12 protein-coding genes are annotated in these 15,752 nt (G+C 63.2%); 7 read left to right on the top strand and 5 right to left on the bottom strand.

Annotation, left to right across the window (positions count from 1 at the left end; genetic code table 11):
- Positions 1-11 precede the first annotated feature (11 nt).
- Together M2320_RS14905 and M2320_RS14910 are read right to left on the bottom strand one after the other, a co-directional pair.
- Positions 12-1,670: an acyl-CoA dehydrogenase family protein gene (locus M2320_RS14905; RefSeq protein WP_264597954.1), complete on the bottom strand. Its 1,659-nt coding sequence runs from the start codon at positions 1,668-1,670 to the stop codon at positions 12-14.
- 83 nt (positions 1,671-1,753) lie between these two features.
- Entirely contained in the window at positions 1,754-3,787 is a 2,034-nt protein-coding gene (locus M2320_RS14910) for a M3 family metallopeptidase (RefSeq protein ID WP_264597955.1), read from the bottom strand.
- A 97-nt stretch (positions 3,788-3,884) separates the two neighbouring features.
- Between M2320_RS14910 and M2320_RS14915 the strand changes: the two genes are divergently transcribed.
- Positions 3,885-4,739, top strand: coding sequence for a YihY/virulence factor BrkB family protein (locus M2320_RS14915; RefSeq protein WP_264597956.1), 855 nt, complete (start codon positions 3,885-3,887; stop codon positions 4,737-4,739).
- Between the two features lie 8 nt (positions 4,740-4,747).
- Here M2320_RS14915 and ccrA read toward each other — a convergent pair whose 3' ends face one another.
- Positions 4,748-6,013 (bottom strand): crotonyl-CoA carboxylase/reductase, encoded by a 1,266-nt coding sequence (ccrA, locus tag M2320_RS14920; protein WP_184426691.1) that lies wholly within the window; start codon positions 6,011-6,013, stop codon positions 4,748-4,750.
- 366 nt (positions 6,014-6,379) lie between these two features.
- Here ccrA and M2320_RS14925 point away from each other — a divergent pair, with 366 nt between their 5' ends.
- Positions 6,380-8,398 (top strand): protein meaA, encoded by a 2,019-nt coding sequence (locus M2320_RS14925; protein WP_264597965.1) that lies wholly within the window; start codon positions 6,380-6,382, stop codon positions 8,396-8,398.
- A gap of 85 nt (positions 8,399-8,483) precedes the next feature.
- Positions 8,484-9,359: an undecaprenyl-diphosphate phosphatase gene (locus M2320_RS14930; RefSeq protein WP_184426687.1), complete on the top strand. Its 876-nt coding sequence runs from the start codon at positions 8,484-8,486 to the stop codon at positions 9,357-9,359.
- A gap of 239 nt (positions 9,360-9,598) precedes the next feature.
- On the opposite strand, the gene acs is transcribed toward M2320_RS14930, so the two are convergent.
- Positions 9,599-11,536: an acetate--CoA ligase gene (acs, locus tag M2320_RS14935; protein ID WP_264597957.1), complete on the bottom strand. Its 1,938-nt coding sequence runs from the start codon at positions 11,534-11,536 to the stop codon at positions 9,599-9,601.
- A 170-nt stretch (positions 11,537-11,706) separates the two neighbouring features.
- Positions 11,707-12,366 carry an invasion associated locus B family protein gene (locus M2320_RS14940; RefSeq protein WP_264597958.1) on the bottom strand — a complete coding sequence of 220 codons (660 nt, stop codon included), beginning with the start codon at positions 12,364-12,366 and terminating at the stop codon, positions 11,707-11,709.
- 145 nt (positions 12,367-12,511) lie between these two features.
- Here M2320_RS14940 and M2320_RS14945 point away from each other — a divergent pair, with 145 nt between their 5' ends.
- The 4 genes from M2320_RS14945 (at position 12,512) to M2320_RS14960 (ending at position 15,528) form a co-directional block, all read left to right on the top strand.
- The gene (locus M2320_RS14945) at positions 12,512-13,492 is read left to right on the top strand and encodes an NADPH:quinone oxidoreductase family protein (protein WP_264597959.1); all 981 of its coding nucleotides are present in this window, start codon (positions 12,512-12,514) and stop codon (positions 13,490-13,492) included.
- Positions 13,493-13,554: 62 nt separating this feature from the next.
- Complete coding sequence (locus M2320_RS14950) at positions 13,555-14,139, top strand: LemA family protein (RefSeq protein WP_155445440.1); 585 nt, start codon at positions 13,555-13,557, stop codon at positions 14,137-14,139.
- Between the two features lie 19 nt (positions 14,140-14,158).
- Complete coding sequence (locus tag M2320_RS14955) at positions 14,159-14,917, top strand: TPM domain-containing protein (RefSeq protein WP_264597960.1); 759 nt, start codon at positions 14,159-14,161, stop codon at positions 14,915-14,917.
- Positions 14,917-15,528, top strand: a complete 612-nt coding sequence (locus M2320_RS14960; protein WP_264597961.1) for a TPM domain-containing protein — start codon at positions 14,917-14,919, stop codon at positions 15,526-15,528. Before M2320_RS14955 ends, M2320_RS14960 begins: the two co-directional genes overlap by 1 nt.
- The last annotated feature ends 224 nt before the right edge of the window (positions 15,529-15,752 follow it).

Genomic DNA, 15,752 nt, shown 5'->3' on the forward strand with positions numbered 1-15,752 from the left:
CTTTCAAGCTCTCACCCTTCCAGCAGGCGGCGGGCGATGACCTGCGCCTGGATTTCCGCCGCGCCCTCGAAAATGTTGAGGATGCGGGCGTCGCAGAGCACGCGCGACACCGGATATTCCAGCGCAAAACCGTTGCCGCCGTGGATTTGCAGCGCATTGTCCGCCGCCGCCCAGGCGACGCGGGCGCCCAGAAGCTTGGCCTGCCCGGCTTCCAGATCGCACCGCTTGCCCTCATCCTTTGCGCGCGCGGCGAAATAGGTGATCTGGCGGGCGATGTGCACTTCCACGGCCATCATGGCGATCTTGTCGGCGACGCGCGGGAAGTGGATCAGCGCCTTGCCGAACTGGATGCGTTCCTTGGCGTAGCGCAGGGCCAGCTCCATGGCGCATTGGGCGACGCCCACCGCGCGGGCGGCGGTCTGGATGCGGGCGCCCTCAAAGGTCTGCATGAGCTGCTTGAAACCCTGGCCCTCGACGCCGCCGAGCAGGTTTTCGGCCGGCACCTCAAACCCGTCGAAGGCGATTTCATATTCCTTCATGCCGCGATAGCCGAGCACCTCGATCTCGCCGCCCGACATGCCCTTGGCGGGGAACGGATTGGCGTCGTCGCCGCGCGGCTTTTCGGCGAGCAGCATGGACAAGCCCTTGTAGCCGGGCTCGGCGGGGTTGGTGCGGGTCAGAACCGTCATCAGGTCGGCGCGGACCGGATGGGTGATCCAGGTCTTGTTGCCATTGACGATATATTTGTCGCCTTCCTTGACCGCACGCGTCCGCAGCGAAGCCAGGTCAGAGCCGGTGTTCGGCTCGGTGAACACGGCGGTCGGCAGGATTTCGCCCGAGGCGATTTTCGGCAGATATTTTGCCTTCTGCTCGGGGGTGCCGCCGCCCAAAATCAGTTCGCCGGCGATTTCGGAGCGGGTGCCGAGCGAACCCACGCCGATATAGGCGCGCGAAAGCTCTTCGGTGACCACGCACATGGCTTCCTTGCCGAGCCCCATGCCGCCGAATTCCTCGGGGAGCGTCAGGCCGAACACGCCGAGATCGGCGAGGCCCTGGATGATCTCCAGCGGAATATATTCGTTCTTCAGATGCCACTCATGCGCATGCGGCACGACTTCGGCTTCCGCATATTTGCGGATTTCCTCGCGGATGGCTTCGAGCGTTTCGTCGAGGCCGGGCGTGCCGACCGTCGCCGAGGCTTCCGCGTGATCGACGAGATCGACGAGCCGGGCGCGATGGGCGACCGTATTGCCGGTGGCCACAAGCGTATCGATTTCGGGAATTTTCGCGGCGGCGATTTCCGCCGGCGCCAGGCCGAAATCGCTGAGGCGCACGAACTCGCCCTGGCTCATCGGAATGCCGCCGAAAATCTGCGCCAGATATTCGCCGACGCCGATGCGGGTCAGCAAATCCTCGGTTTCGCCATAGCGGCCCTCGCCGTTGACGCGCTCGGCATAGGCGAGCATTTCGCGCACGGATTCGACATAGGTCGCGAGCCAGGCGAGGCCGTGGGCCGCATGCTGCTCCTTCTCGATCAGCGCATTCGACAGCTTGCCATTGTCCGTGACTTTGGCGCGCAGGGAGGCCGCGGCTTTTTCATACAGCGCCTCGACGGCGTGGGTCGCCTTGCGCCCAAGGGCAAAAAATTCTTCGTTGGCGGCCTGAGTCATTTCGGCTCCTGCTTACAGAATTTGAATTGTCGTGGTTGTAACGGCTTAAAGCGGCGTATTTCGCAGCGCAATATGACCTTTGATCAAGCAAAACCCTTCTTTCGTAGCAGTGCCGCCGTGTCGGGCGCCCGGCCGCGAAAGGCGGCATAGGCGGCGTTGGGATCGCGGCGATTGCCGGCGGAATAGACATGATCCCGCAGTCGTTTCGCGGTTTCGGGATCGAAAATGTCGCCGGCCTCCTCGAAAGCGGCGAAACCGTCGGCGTCGAGCGTTTCCGACCACAAATAGGAATAATAGCCGGCGGCATAGCTTTCGCCGGCGAAGATATGCCCGAAATGCGGCGAGCGATGACGCATGACGATTTCGGCGGGCATGTCGATGTTCTGCAAGATCTCGGCTTCGGCCGCGCCGATCTCCGCCGGCGCGTCGGGACGCCAATGCAGTTTGAAATCGACCAGCGCCGAGGCCAGAAATTCAACCGTGCCAAACCCCTGATTGAAATGCCGCGCCGCGACGATGCGGTCGATCAAGGCCTGCGGCATGGGCGCGCCGGTCTCGAAATGCTTGGCGAATTTTTGCAGGATTTCAGGGCGCAAGGCCCAGTGTTCATAGACCTGCGAGGGGAATTCGACGAAATCGGTCGGGGTCGAGGTCCCGCTCATCGAGGGATAGACCACGTCGGACAGCATGCCATGCAGGGCGTGGCCGAATTCGTGGAACAGAGTGATGACTTCGGTGAGCGTCAGCAGCGACGGCCGCCCCGGCGTCGGCTTGGAAAAATTCATCACATTGACGATGACCGGCCGCTCCTCGCCGCCGAGTTTTTTCTGGCCGCGAAAGCCCGACATCCAAGCGCCCGAGCGTTTTCCCGCGCGGGCAAAATAGTCGCCATAAAAAATGGCGACGTGGCGGCCCGACGCATCCGTCACTTCATAGGCGCGCACGTCGGGGTGATAGACGGGCAGGTCGTTGCGCGGCAGGAAGCGCAGCCCAAACAATTTGTTTGCGCAATAAAACGCCGCCTCGATCATGGATTCGAGCTGGAAATAGGTTGCGAGTTCCGCCTGATCGAGCGCGTAGCGCGACGCGCGCAGTTTTTCGGCGTAATGGCGCCAATCGTGCGCCGCGAGCGCGAAATTGCCGCCCTCCTGATCCACGAGCCCTTGGAGCGCCGCGCGCTCCTCCTCGGCGCGGCGCAGCGCCGGCGCCCACAGTTTTTCCATCAGCCCGGCGGCGGCCTCCGGCGCATGCGCCATGGTCGGCTCAAGCTTGTAATCGGCAAAAGTGTCGTAGCCGAGCAGGCGGGCCTTTTCCTGCCGCAAGGCAAGAATTTGCGCGATCAGCGGGCGGTTGTCGGTTTTGCCGTCATGCTCGCCGCGGGCAATAAAAGCCTTGAACAGCTCTTCACGAAGATCGCGCCGCGTCGACTGACTCAAAAAGGCTTCGACACTGGAGCGCTGCAAGGTCAGCGCATAGGGTTTGGCCGTGTTGCGATCTCTCGCCGTCTGCGCGGCGGCGGCCTTGATGTCGTCGGCGAGCCCGGCGAGGTCGCCTTCCTCAAGCTCGAACAAAAAGTCGGTTTCATCCGCCAAAATGTTTTGGGCGAACTGGGTTTCAAGCTCGCTCAGCGTCTCCGCGATCTGCGCATAGCGGGCGCGGGCCTCGCCTTCGAGCTTTGCCCCGGTGCGGACAAAACTTTTGTAGGTCAGCTCCAGCAGCCGCGCCTGCTCCTCGTCCAGCGCCAGTTCATCGCGCCGATCGTAAAGCGCGCTCACCCGGGCGAACAGCGCGGGGTTCAGCGAAATGGCGGTGTAATGCCGGGTGAGCTCCGGCGAAATCTCGCGTTCGAGCGCGCGCAAGTCTTCGGTCGAATCGGTGCCGGTGAGATTCCAGAACACGCTGCCGACCTGGTTGAGCTTGCGTCCCGCCAGCTCCAGCGCATCCACGGTGTTGGCGAAGGTCGGCGCCTCCGGATTGGCGGTAATCGCCGCGATTTCCGCATCGTGTTCGCGCAGGGCTTGGGAAAAAGCCTCGCGGAAATGCGCCGTGGCGATCTGCGCAAAGGGGGGCAGGGCAAAGGGCGTCGACCAGTAGTTCAGCAGCGGGTTGGCGGTCATGAAAATCTCCGTTGACCCTACAAATAGGTTTGTTGCGCCGGTCGCGCCAGTTGCATTCCGACCCGCGCCAAAGCCATGATCCCGGTCGGAGAGTTTTATGCGCGACATCTGGCGTTTGCTCCTCGAGAGCCTCAAAAATTTCGATGGCGACGACGGTTACGCCATGTCGAGCCACATCGCCTTGCAGGGCTTGACCGCGATTTTCCCGTTCCTGATTTTCGTCACCAGCCTCGCCGGCTTTTTGGGGGCGAAATTCGTCGCCTCCGACGCGGCCGGCGCCTTTTTCGAGATCTGGCCGCCCCAGGTCGCCGGGCCGATCCTTCATGAGATCGAGCGGGTGTTGAACGCGCGCCACGGCGGCCTGCTGACGCTCAGCGCCGCGCTCGCCGTCTATTTCTCCTCCAGCGGGGTGGAGGCGCTGCGGACCGGCCTGAACCGCGCCTATGGCCTGAAGGAAACCCGGCCCTGGTGGCTGCTGCGGCTGGAATCCGTCGGCTATGTCATCATCGGCGCGCTGGCCCTGCTGGCGCTGACGCTGCTTCTGGTGCTGGGGCCGGTGATCTGGGCGGGCGCGCTCAAATTCGCGCCGGGACTGGAGCCGCTCACCCATCTGGTGGCGCTGGCGCGCTATGGCGTCGCCACCATCATTCTGGTGACCGCGCTCCTCGTGGCGCATCGCGTGCTGCCCAACGCCCACATTCCGCTGCGCGATTGCGCGCCGGGCATCATTCTCACCTTGGCGGCCTGGATGATTTTCGCGACGGCCTTCAGCGCCTATCTCCAGCGCTTCGCCTTGAACTATGTCGCCACCTATGCCGGCTTGGCCTCGGTGATGATCGCCATCGTGTTCCTCTACGCGCTCGGCGCGATCTTCATCTATGGCGCGGAGCTGAACGAGGCTTTGCGCGCCCGCAAAAGCGTAAAAGGGCGGGACCAAAGCCCCGCCCCTTGAGCAAGAAATCAGGATTTCTTGCCGGCCTCGATCACGTCCTCGATGGTCCGCAGGCCGGTTTCGGTGGCGTTGACCAGCACCGCCATATTGCCGGGCGCGTGCTGGTTCTTCCACATTTTGGTGTGCGCCAGCGGGATTTTCGCCCAGGGGAACACTTCGGACATGCAGGGATCGACGCGCCGGTCGACGACAAAATTGTTCGCCGCCGCCGCCTGTTTCAGATGGGCGAAATGCGAGCCCTGGATGCGTTTTTGCCGCATCCAGACATAGCGGGCGTCGAAGGTCAGGTTGAACCCGGACGTGCCCGCGCAGAACACGATCATGCCGCCGCGCTTGCACACCAGGGTCGAGACCGGAAAGGTCGCTTCGCCCGGATGTTCGAAGACGATGTCGACGTCTTTCTTGCCGGTAATGTCCCAGATCGCCTTGCCGAACTTGCGGGCTTCCTTCAGCCAGTCATTATATTCTTGCGAGTTGACCTTGGGCAGCTGGCCCCAGCACTTAAAATCTTTGCGGTTGATGACGCCCTTGGCGCCGAGCGAAAGGACGTAATCGCGCTTGGTTTCATCCGAGATGATGCCGATGGCGTTGGCGCCGGCGGCGGCGATCAGCTGCACGCCGAACACGCCGAGACCGCCGGAAGCGCCCCACACCAAAACATTGTCGCCGGGCTTCAGCCGGTGCGGCTCATGGCCGAACAGCATGCGATAGGCGGTGGCGAGGGTCAGCGTGTAGCAGGCGCTTTCCTCCCAGGTCAGGTGCTTCGGCCGCACCATCAGCTGGCGGTCCTGCACGCGGCAGAACTGGGCGAAGGAGCCGTCGGGCGTCTCATAGCCCCAGATGCGCTGCGAGGACGAGAACATCGGGTCGCCGCCGTTGCACTCCTCGTCGTCGCCGTCGTCCTGGTTGCAGTGGACGACCACTTCGTCGCCGACTTTCCAGCGCTTCACCTTGGAGCCGACCGCCCAGACGATGCCGGAGGCGTCGGAGCCGGCGATGTGATAGGGCAGCTTGTGCACGTCGAGCGTCGAGATCGGCTCGCCGAGCGCGGCCCAGACGCCGTTGTAATTGACGCCGGCGGCCATCACCAGGACGAGCACGTCATGGCTGTCGAGCTCCCAGGTGGGCACGACTTCGAGCTGCATGGCGGTTTCGGGCGGGCCGTGACGGTCCTTGCGGATCACCCAGGCGTGCATGTTTTTGGGAACATGGCCGAGGGGCGGAATTTCGCCGATATCATAAAGGTCCTTGTAGACCGGCTTTTGTTCGGTCAACGCTCACTCCTGTCGGTTTAACCTTTTCCCCGGGCGCCGACGATGCTAGTCCGGCGCGCGCAAAATCCAAAAGCGAAATTTGCTGCGCTGCGGCATTTCGCTGTCGGGAAACCGGCGCTTTTTGGAACGTTTGCGCCTTCGCCTCCGCGAAATCCGGCAGATAAACACTTTTGTACGCTTTGGCGAGTGTACTTGCGGCTATGATGCTTTGTCCTTAAGTCCAACGCCTTATAGGCCGCGCGCGGCTGCGCTCGCGCAGCGCCAGGCGCGGCGAAATCAAGGATTTGCGCAGGAACGTTCCGGCATTTTTTCCAAATCGTCTCGGCTTTACGGCTGATTGTGCTTTGCGAAAAAGTCAGGCAAAGCATCGCAGGAAAGAACAGCGTCACACCGGAGGCTCGAATGACCAAGACCCAGACTGGCCGCGACAAGCCGTGGATTTTCCGGACCTATGCGGGCCATTCGACCGCCGCCGAATCCAACAAATTGTATCGCGGCAATCTCGCCAAGGGGCAGACGGGCCTGTCCATCGCCTTCGACCTGCCGACCCAGACCGGCTATGATTCCGACCATCCGCTGTCGCGCGGCGAGGTCGGCAAGGTCGGCGTGCCGATCAGCCATCTCGGCGACATGAACACTTTGTTCGACGGCATTCCGATCGCGCAGATGAACACGTCGATGACGATCAATGCGGCGGCCCCCTGGCTGCTGTCGCTCTATATCGCCGCCGCCGATCAGCAAGGCGCGCCGCGCACGGTGCTGCAGGGCACGACGCAGAACGACATCATCAAGGAATATCTGTCCCGCGGCACCCACATTTTCCCGCCGGGCCCGTCGCTGCGCCTGACCCGCGACGTCATCCTGTTCACGACGAAAGAGGTTCCCAAGTGGAACCCGATGAACGTCTGTTCCTACCACCTGCAGGAAGCCGGCGCGACGCCTGTCCAGGAGCTGTCCTACGCGCTGGCCACCGCCGTCGCCATCCTCGACACGGTGAAGAAATCCGGCCAGGTCGCCGACGCCGATTTCGGCGAAGTCGTGGGCCGCATCTCCTTCTTCCTCAACGCCGGCATGCGTTTTGTCACCGAACTGGCGAAGGTCCGCGCCTTCACCGAATTGTGGGATGAGCTGACCCTCAACCGCTATGGCGTGAAGGAAGAAAAGCACCGCCGTTTTCGTTACGGCGTGCAGGTGAACTCCCTCGGCCTCACCGAGCCGCAGCCGGAGAACAACGTTTACCGCATCCTGATCGAGACGCTGGCTGTCGTGCTCTCGAAAAAAGCGCGCGCCCGCGCGGTGCAGCTTCCGGCCTGGAACGAGGCCCTCGGCCTGCCGCGTCCCTTCGACCAGCAATGGTCGCTGCGCCTCCAGCAGATTCTTGCTTACGAAACCGACCTCCTCGAATACGGCGACCTCTTTGACGGCTCCATCGAGCTGACGAAAAAGGTGGATGAGCTCAAGGCCGAAGCTTTGGCCGAACTCGCCGCCATCGACGCCATGGGCGGCGCGGTCGCGGCGGTGGAAACCGGCTATCTCAAGGCCAAGCTGGTGGAATCCAACACCCGCCGCCTCGAAGCCATCGAATCCGGCGAACAGATCGTCGTCGGGGTCAACAGGTTCACGGAAACCGAGCCCTCGCCGCTCACCGCCGGCAATGGCGCGATCATGGTGGTCCCCGAACATGTCGAGGCCGAGCAGATCGAGCGCCTGAAGGCCTGGCGCGCCCAGCGCGACGCCAGGGCGGTGGAAAAGGCCATCGCCGATCTGCGCGCCGCCGCCCAGGAGGACCGCAATATCATGGAGCCGTCGATTGCGGCGGCCAAGGCGGGCGTGACCACCGGCGAATGGGCGCAGACTCTTCGCGAAGTGTTCGGCGAATTCCGCGCGCCCACCGGCGTCGGCCGCGCCGCCCGCGAGGCCGGGGCCTCGCTCGCCAGCGTGCGCGCCGATGTCGAACGCGTCTCGAAAAAACTCGGTCGCCGCATCAAGATTCTGGTGGGCAAGCCGGGCCTCGACGGCCATTCCAACGGCGCCGAACAGATTGCCGTTCGCGCGCGCGATGCCGGCATGGAAGTGGTGTATGAGGGCATCCGCCTGACCCCGGCGGAAATCGTCAATGCCGCGCTGGAAGAGGGCGTGCATATTGTCGGCCTCTCCATCCTGTCGGGCTCGCATCTGTCGCTGGTCCGCGACGTCATGGCGAAGATGAAGGCGCAGGACATTTCCGACATTCCGGTGATCGTCGGCGGCATCATCCCCCCGGAAGACGAGAAGCAACTGCTGTCCGAGGGCGTCGCCGCCGTCTACACGCCCAAGGATTACGAGCTCAACGCGATCATGGCCGACCTCGTCCGCGTCGTGGAAAAGACCGCCGAAGCCGCCTGAACCAAGCCTCCGCGATTGCCAGCCTCCGCCGTGTGGGTCAAAAACGGCGGAGGCTTTTCTTTTTCGATTCGACGGGAGTGCGAGCATGGCCGGCGGAGCCTGTACACAGGGATTGGACACCGGATTTATTGAACTCGGGTACGCGAAAGTCGCGGCCCTCGGCGTGGTTCAGGGCATTACGGAACTGCTCCCGATTTCCTCGACCGCGCATATGCGCATCGTGCCGGCGCTGCTGGGCTGGCGCGATCCGGGTTCGGCGTTTTCCGCCGCCATGCAAATGGCGGCGCTGGCGGCGGTGATCTCCTATTTTTGGTCCGATTTCTCCGGACTGCTCGGCGGCTCCGTGCGCGCCATCGCCCGGCGCGATTTTCGCGATTGGCAGTTCCGCTTCACCAGCTGGATCGCGCTCGCCACCGTGCCGCTGATCGTTTTCGGCCTGCTGCTGTCCTCGACGCTGAACGCCTGCGGTTCGCCTCTGCGCAGTCTTTATGTCATCGGCGCCGCCTGCATCGTCATGTCGGTGCTGCTGGCGCTCGCCGAATTGTTTTGCCTGCACAAGCGGACCATGGACAATGTCTCGCTCAAGGACGCCATGCTGGTCGGCCTGGCGCAAGTCGGCGCTCTGATCCCCGGCGTGAGCCGGTCCGGCTCGACCCTGACTGCGGCTTTGTTCCTCGACCTCAAGCGCGAGGAAGCCGCGCGCTTCTCGTTCCTGTTGGGCCTTCCCGCCATTTTCCTGGCGGGCGTCAAAGAGTTCCACGAACTCTACAAGGCGCATCTGTCGCTGGAGGGCTGGATGATCCTGGCCGTCGGCCTGGTGGTCGCCTCGATCTCGGCCTTTGTCGCGATCTGGAGTCTGATGAAATATCTGGAGCGGTTTTCGTCCTGGATTTTTGTCTTCTACCGTTTCGCCATCGGCGTTTTCCTGATCAGCGCCGTCTATCTGGGCTGGCTGACCTGACGGGCCATTCCGCAGTAGCCCTCATCCTGAGGAAGCCGCGAAGCGGCTGTCTCGAAGGACGAGGGCGGTCCAGGAATCGGCGACGTCCTCGCACTCTCAATATCTGGACAAAAAACCCCTGGTCCGCGAGGACCAGGGGTTTTGTTTTATTGAGAAGCCCCGGGAGCGCTCCCTTCTCCCCTTGCGGGAGAAGGTGGCGCGCGCAAGCGCGCCGGATGAGGGGTTCGTGCAGGCGCCGATCAGCCGCCGCGATTGGCGATCAGATCCTCGACCACGGTCGGGTCGGCGAGCGTGGACGTGTCGCCCAGCGAGCCGAACTCGTTTTCCGCAATCTTGCGCAAGATGCGGCGCATGATCTTTCCGGAGCGCGTCTTGGGCAGGCCCGGCGCGAACTGGATGACGTCAGGCGAAGCGATCGGGCCGATCTCCTTGCGGACCCAGGCGACCAATTCCTTGCGCAGCTCTTCGGTCGGCTCGATGCCTTCCATCACGGTGACATAGGCATAAATGCCCTGGCCCTTGAGGTCGTGCGGATAGCCGACGACGGCGGCTTCCGAAACCGCGGCATGCGCCACCAGCGCGCTCTCCACTTCCGCCGTGCCCATGCGGTGACCGGAGACGTTGATGACGTCATCGACGCGGCCGGTGATCCAGTAGAACCCGTCGGCGTCGCGACGGCAGCCGTCGCCGGTGAAATATTTGCCGGGATAGGTGGAGAAATAGGTCTGCTGGAAGCGCTCGTGGTCGCCATAGACGGTGCGCATCTGGCCCGGCCAGCTGTCGGCGATCACCAGATTGCCCTCGCAGGCGCCCTCGATGACATTGCCGTTGGCGTCGACCACCTGCGGCTGCACGCCGAAGAACGGACGGGTCGCCGAACCGGGCTTCAGCTTGGTGGCGCCGGGCAGCGGGGTGATGAGAATGCCGCCGGTTTCGGTCTGCCACCAGGTGTCGACGATCGGGCAGCGGTCCTCGCCGACCACGCGGTGATACCATTCCCAGGCTTCCGGATTGATCGGCTCGCCGACGGACCCGAGCAGGCGCAGGGTCTTGCGCGACGTCTTCTTCACCGGCTCCTCGCCGGCGCCCATCAAGGAGCGAATGGCGGTCGGGGCGGTGTAGAAAATGTTGACGCCGTGCTTGTCCACGACATCCCAGAACCGCGAGATGGTCGGATAGTTCGGGATGCCCTCGAACATCAGAGTGGTCGCGCCGTTCGCCAGCGGGCCATAGACGATGTAGCTGTGGCCGGTGACCCAACCCACGTCGGCGGTGCACCAGTAGATGTCGCCCTCGTGATAGTCGAACACATATTGATGCGTCATCGACGCATAGACCAGATAGCCGCCGGTGGTGTGCACCACGCCCTTGGGGGCGCCAGTCGAACCGGAAGTGTAGAGGATGAACAGCGGGTCTTCCGCGTTCATTTCGGTGGGCGGGCAATCCGCGGAAACTTTTGCCGTTTCCTCGTGCAGCCACACGTCGCGGCCGTCCTTCCAGGCGATATTGCCGCCGGTGCGCTTGACGACGATCTGGGTCTTGACGATGTCGCCGGTCTTGTCGATGGCGGCGTCGGCATTGGCCTTCAGCGGCACCTTGCGGCCGCCGCGCAGACCTTCGTCGGCGGTGATGACGACCTTGGACTTGCAGCCCTCGATGCGGCCGGCCAGCGAATCAGGCGAGAACCCGCCGAAGACGATGGAGTGGATCGCGCCGATGCGCGCGCAGGCCAGCATGGCATAGGCGGCTTCGGGGATCATCGGCAGGTAGATGGTGACGGTGTCGCCCTTCGAAACCCCCTTGGCCTTCAGCACATTGGCGAAGCGGCTGACTTCCTCGTGAAGCTGCTTGTAGGTGATCTTCTTGGACTCGTCGGGGTTATCCCCTTCCCAGATGATCGCGACCTGGTCGCCGCGCTTGGCGAGGTGACGGTCGATGCAGTTCAGCGAGACGTTGGTGGTGCCGTCCTCGAACCATTTGATCTGGACATTGTGCGGATCGTAGGAGGTGTGCTTCACCTTGGTAAAGGGCTTGATCCAGTCGATGCGCTTGCCATGCTCCGCCCAGAAACCTTCGGGGTCCGACACGGACTTCGCGTAAAGCTCCTTGTACTTCGCGTCGTTGACAAAAGCGCGGTTTTCCCACTCCGCCGGAACGGGATAAACTTTATCGGACATGCATTCCTCCCAACACAATCAGACGCCCCTCTTGGTTCAGTGGGCGTCTTTGATCGGGAGCATTATGGCCCAAGCGTGCAACGCCTCACAAGCGGGGGGGCGCTCACACTTTGGTCCATCACCACCGGGACTTGGCGTCGCCGGAACTTGGCGGCGCCTGGACGCGCCGGTCAGGGGCATTCCTTGTGGACCTTGTCCAGCGCCTGGGCGAGTCCGGTCAGCGCATAAGTGTCGGTGGTGGTCTTTCCTTTCACGGAACCGGCGGTGACCACCAGTTTCGATCCCTTCTTCAGGGCGGCGATGAACTGGCTCTCTTCCGCGGGGTTCTTCACCCAGGCGTTCGCGCCCTTGGCGAGCAGGCTGAACGTGCTCGAGCCGATTTCGGCGCTCGCCTCCGAGCCGTCCTTCATCGGAAAGCCCATGATGATGGCGATCTCGTTCTTGACGTTTTCAGCGGGGCGCGTGGAAATGAAGACATAAGCGGAATCGCGGCTCGCCGTCTTCGGCTCGCGGCTTTTCGGCTTGGCCAGGGCGTAGCAGGTCTTCGGCTTGCCCTGGGTCTGATAGGCGCCCCATTCGCCGAAAATGCCGAGCTTTAGCGTCTTGCCGGCGTCCTTGGAGTCGGTCTTCTTGTCGTCCTTGCCCTTGGCCTTGGCGTCCTTGCTGTCCTTGTGCTTGGAATCCTTGGGCTTGGCCTTCTCGTCGTCGGCCGGCTCCTCGGCTGCGGGCTTTTTCGATTTTGCGTGCGAGACCATGGGGGTCAGCGCGCAGACCGAGCCGGCGAGCAATCCGATCATGAGCATGCGGGCGTGACGATTAAAGGACATCATGGAGCAGCCGTGGAAAGTTCGGTTGAGACGAATCAGATGCGCGGGATCATAGCGCCAATTTCTGTTTGGCGAGAGCCGCGGCCCCGCTTGATTATGACGCCAACTTGGCGGAAATCGGACATCCCCCAAGAAACGGATTTTTGGCATGATCGCCGCCCTGTGTGAATCCTTCGGCCCGCCGGAAAACCTGGTTTTGCGCGACGTGCCCGATCCCGTTCCGGGCGCCGGCGAGGTCCTGGTCGCCCCCACCCGCGTCGCCCTGAATTTTTTCGACACGCTGATCATCGCCGACAAATATCAGCTCAAGCCGGCGCTGCCCTTCTCGCCCGGAGGCGAGTTTTGCGGACGCGTGGTCGCGCTCGGCGCGGGCGTGTCGGGTTTTTCGCCGGGACAGCGCGTCGCCGGCTATTGCTCCTATGGCGCGGCGCGGTCGCGCCTCGTCGTTCCCGCCGAAAGCTTGACCCCCGTCCCGGACGGTCTCGACGACGACCAGGCCGCCGGCCTGTTCATCACCTATGGCACCACCCTTTACGCCCTCAAGCAGCGCGCGCATCTGCGCGAGGGGGAAACCCTCGCCGTGCTCGGCGCCTCCGGCGGCGTGGGACTAGCGGCTGTCGAAATCGGGCGGGCGATGGGCGCCCAGGTCATCGCCTGCGCCTCGTCGCCGGAAAAGCTCGAATTCGCCCGCGGCTTCGGCGCGCAACAGGGCATAGATTACGCGGCGCAGGATTTGAAGGAGGCGCTGAAGCGCGCCACCGACGGGCGCGGCGTCGATTGCGTCTATGACGCCATCGGCGGCGATTTCAGCGAAAAGGCGGTGCGCGCCATGGCCTGGAACGGGCGTTTTCTCGTCGTGGGCTTTGCGGCCGGCGAAATCCCCAAAATCCCGCTCAACCTGACTCTTCTAAAGGGCTGCTCCCTCATCGGCGTGTTCTGGGGCGAGTTCGTCAAGCGCGAGCCGGCGGCGCATCGTGAAAACATGGCGCAGATTTTTGACTGGGCGGCGAACAAAACCATTTCCGCCCATGTCCATGCGGTGCTGCCGCTGGAGCGAATCGCCGAGGCGCTGAACATGCTCAAGGAACGAAAGGCGCAGGGAAAGATCGTGCTGGCGGTGCCCCAGTAGGCTGGCGAAACCAAGGGTTACCGCATAGATTGAGGTCCAGCGTTCCCAATCGAGGATCGAGCATGCGCTTTAAAAATCTTGTCGCCGTCGCGGTCATCGGCCTCAGCCTGTCCGGCTGCGGCTACAACACCATTCCCACCGCCGAGGAAGACGCCAAAGCGCGCTGGGCCGACGTGCAGAACCAGTACCAGCGCCGCGCCGATCTCATTCCCAATCTCGTCTCGACCGTGCAGGGCTACGCCAAGCAGGAGAAGGACGTGCTGGTCGGCGTCACTGAAGCCCGCGCCAAGGCGACGCAAGTCCATGTCGACGCCTCGCAGCTCACCGACCCCGACAAGCTCAAGCAATTCCAGGACGCGCAGGCCGCTCTCAGCGGCGCCCTGGGGCGTCTGCTCGCGGTCTCGGAAAATTATCCCGACCTGAAATCCAACCAGAATTTCATGGCGCTGCAATCGCAGCTCGAAGGCACCGAAAACCGCATCGCCGTGGCGCGGCGCGACTACATCGCCGCCGTGCGCAACTACAATCTCACCCTCGAAACCTTTCCCACCCTGCTCTGGGCGAACACATTGTTTCGCGGCAAAAAACCGATGGCGGCGTTCACGGCGTCAGATGGCGCGCAATCGGCGCCGCAAGTGAAATTCTGATTTTTTGGGAGGCGAGCCCATGGCCAGGGCGGTCCGGACGCTCAAAGTCTGGGGGATTGCGCTTGTCGCGCTGCTGGCGTTGGGCGCGCTGTCCCGGGCCCAGGACATAAATTTTCCGGTGCTGACCGGACGCGTGGTCGATCAGGCGCATGTGCTGGGTCTCGACACACGCGACGCCCTCGACACGAAACTGGCCGATCTCGAGCACAAATCGAGCATCCAGCTCGCCGTCGCCACCGTGGATTCGCTGCAGGACCGCGACATCGAGACCTATGCGAACCTGCTGTTCCGCAAATGGGGGCTGGGCGACAAGAAGACGAACAATGGCGTGCTGCTGCTGGTCGCGCCCAAGGACAGAAAAGTGCGCATCGAGGTCGGCTACGGCCTCGAAGGGGTTTTGACCGACGCGCTGTCAAAACTGATCATCGTCAACGGCATCGCGCCCCGCTTCAAGAAGGGGGATTTTGACGGCGGCGTCACCCGCGGCGTCGACGACATCATCGCGATCCTGACCACCGACACCAGCGAATGGCAGCAGAAGCCGGATCTGCGCCAAAACACCCCCGAAGACTTGGTTCTCGTGTTTCTGCCGCTGGTGATTTTTCTCGTCGTCATGCTGATCGTCTGGCGCCACCGGCGCGGCGGCGGCGGCCCGTTCGTCTGGATCAGCAGCAGTTCGAGCGGCGGCGGCTGGGGCTCGTCCGGCGGCAGCGATTTCGGCGGTTTTTCCGGCGGCGGCGGATCATCCGGCGGCGGCGGCGCTTCGGGGGACTGGTGATGCGTCAGACGGTCGATGAAGCGGCCATAGCAGCCGCGGTGCACAGGGCGGAGGCCCGAACCAGCGGCCAGATCGTCTGCGTGCTCGCAAAAAGATCATGCGACGGCCATGGTCAGGACGCGCTCTATGCCGGCGTGCTGGCCATGCTCACGCCCTGGCCGCTGCTGGCGGCGACGCACTGGTCGGCCCAGGCCATTTTCACCCTTCAGCTCGCGATTTTCGTCATCGCGCTGGCCGTCCTGCATTTTACCCCCCTCGGCGCAACCCTGGCGTCCAGGGCGGAAAAACGCCGGCAGGCCTTTCGCTCCGCAACCGAACAGTTTTTTGCCCGAGGCGTGGGTCGCACGGAGAGCCGGGCGGGCGTGCTGATTTTTGTTTCGCTGGCCGAGCGTTACGCGCGCATCCTTCCCGACGAGGGTTTGGCGGAAAAAATCTCCGAAGACGAATGGCGCGAAGTGGTGGCGCTGCTCACGGATCGCCTTCGCGCTGGCCAGGTGACCGAGGCGTTTGTGGCGGCGATCGACCGCTGCGGCGCGCTGCTCGAACGCGCCGCGCCGGGAAGCGGCGGCGACAATGAATTGCCGGACGGTCTGATTCAGCTCGACAAATGAACGGCAGTCTCTCCTTCTCCCCTTGCGGGAGAAGGTGGCGCGAAGCGCCGGATGAGGGGGCGCCGCGACGTGACGAACCCACCCATTAATGCGGCGAATCCCTCATCTGTCTCGCCTTGGCCGAGCCAACTTCTCCCGCAAGGCTACGGCATTCACGAAAGTGATTCCCTTTTTGTCAGAGACCTGATTCCCTGAGCTTGGCTTTCATTGATGGAGGCTGAGCA

Origin of the sequence: Rhodoblastus acidophilus, from assembly GCF_025961575.1 — a bacterium.
Lineage (GTDB): Bacteria > Pseudomonadota > Alphaproteobacteria > Rhizobiales > Beijerinckiaceae > Rhodoblastus > Rhodoblastus acidophilus_C.

Coding starts and splice junctions, on each gene's coding strand:
- M2320_RS14905 (WP_264597954.1), bottom strand. CDS start 1,670: ATGACTCAGGCCGCCAACGAAGAATTTTTTGCCCTTGGGCGCAAGGCG.
- M2320_RS14910 (WP_264597955.1), bottom strand. CDS start 3,787: ATGACCGCCAACCCGCTGCTGAACTACTGGTCGACGCCCTTTGCCCTG.
- M2320_RS14915 (WP_264597956.1), top strand. CDS start 3,885: ATGCGCGACATCTGGCGTTTGCTCCTCGAGAGCCTCAAAAATTTCGAT.
- M2320_RS14930 (WP_184426687.1), top strand. CDS start 8,484: ATGGCCGGCGGAGCCTGTACACAGGGATTGGACACCGGATTTATTGAA.
- acs (WP_264597957.1), bottom strand. CDS start 11,536: ATGTCCGATAAAGTTTATCCCGTTCCGGCGGAGTGGGAAAACCGCGCT.
- M2320_RS14940 (WP_264597958.1), bottom strand. CDS start 12,366: ATGATGTCCTTTAATCGTCACGCCCGCATGCTCATGATCGGATTGCTC.
- M2320_RS14945 (WP_264597959.1), top strand. CDS start 12,512: ATGATCGCCGCCCTGTGTGAATCCTTCGGCCCGCCGGAAAACCTGGTT.
- M2320_RS14950 (WP_155445440.1), top strand. CDS start 13,555: ATGCGCTTTAAAAATCTTGTCGCCGTCGCGGTCATCGGCCTCAGCCTG.
- M2320_RS14955 (WP_264597960.1), top strand. CDS start 14,159: ATGGCCAGGGCGGTCCGGACGCTCAAAGTCTGGGGGATTGCGCTTGTC.
- M2320_RS14960 (WP_264597961.1), top strand. CDS start 14,917: ATGCGTCAGACGGTCGATGAAGCGGCCATAGCAGCCGCGGTGCACAGG.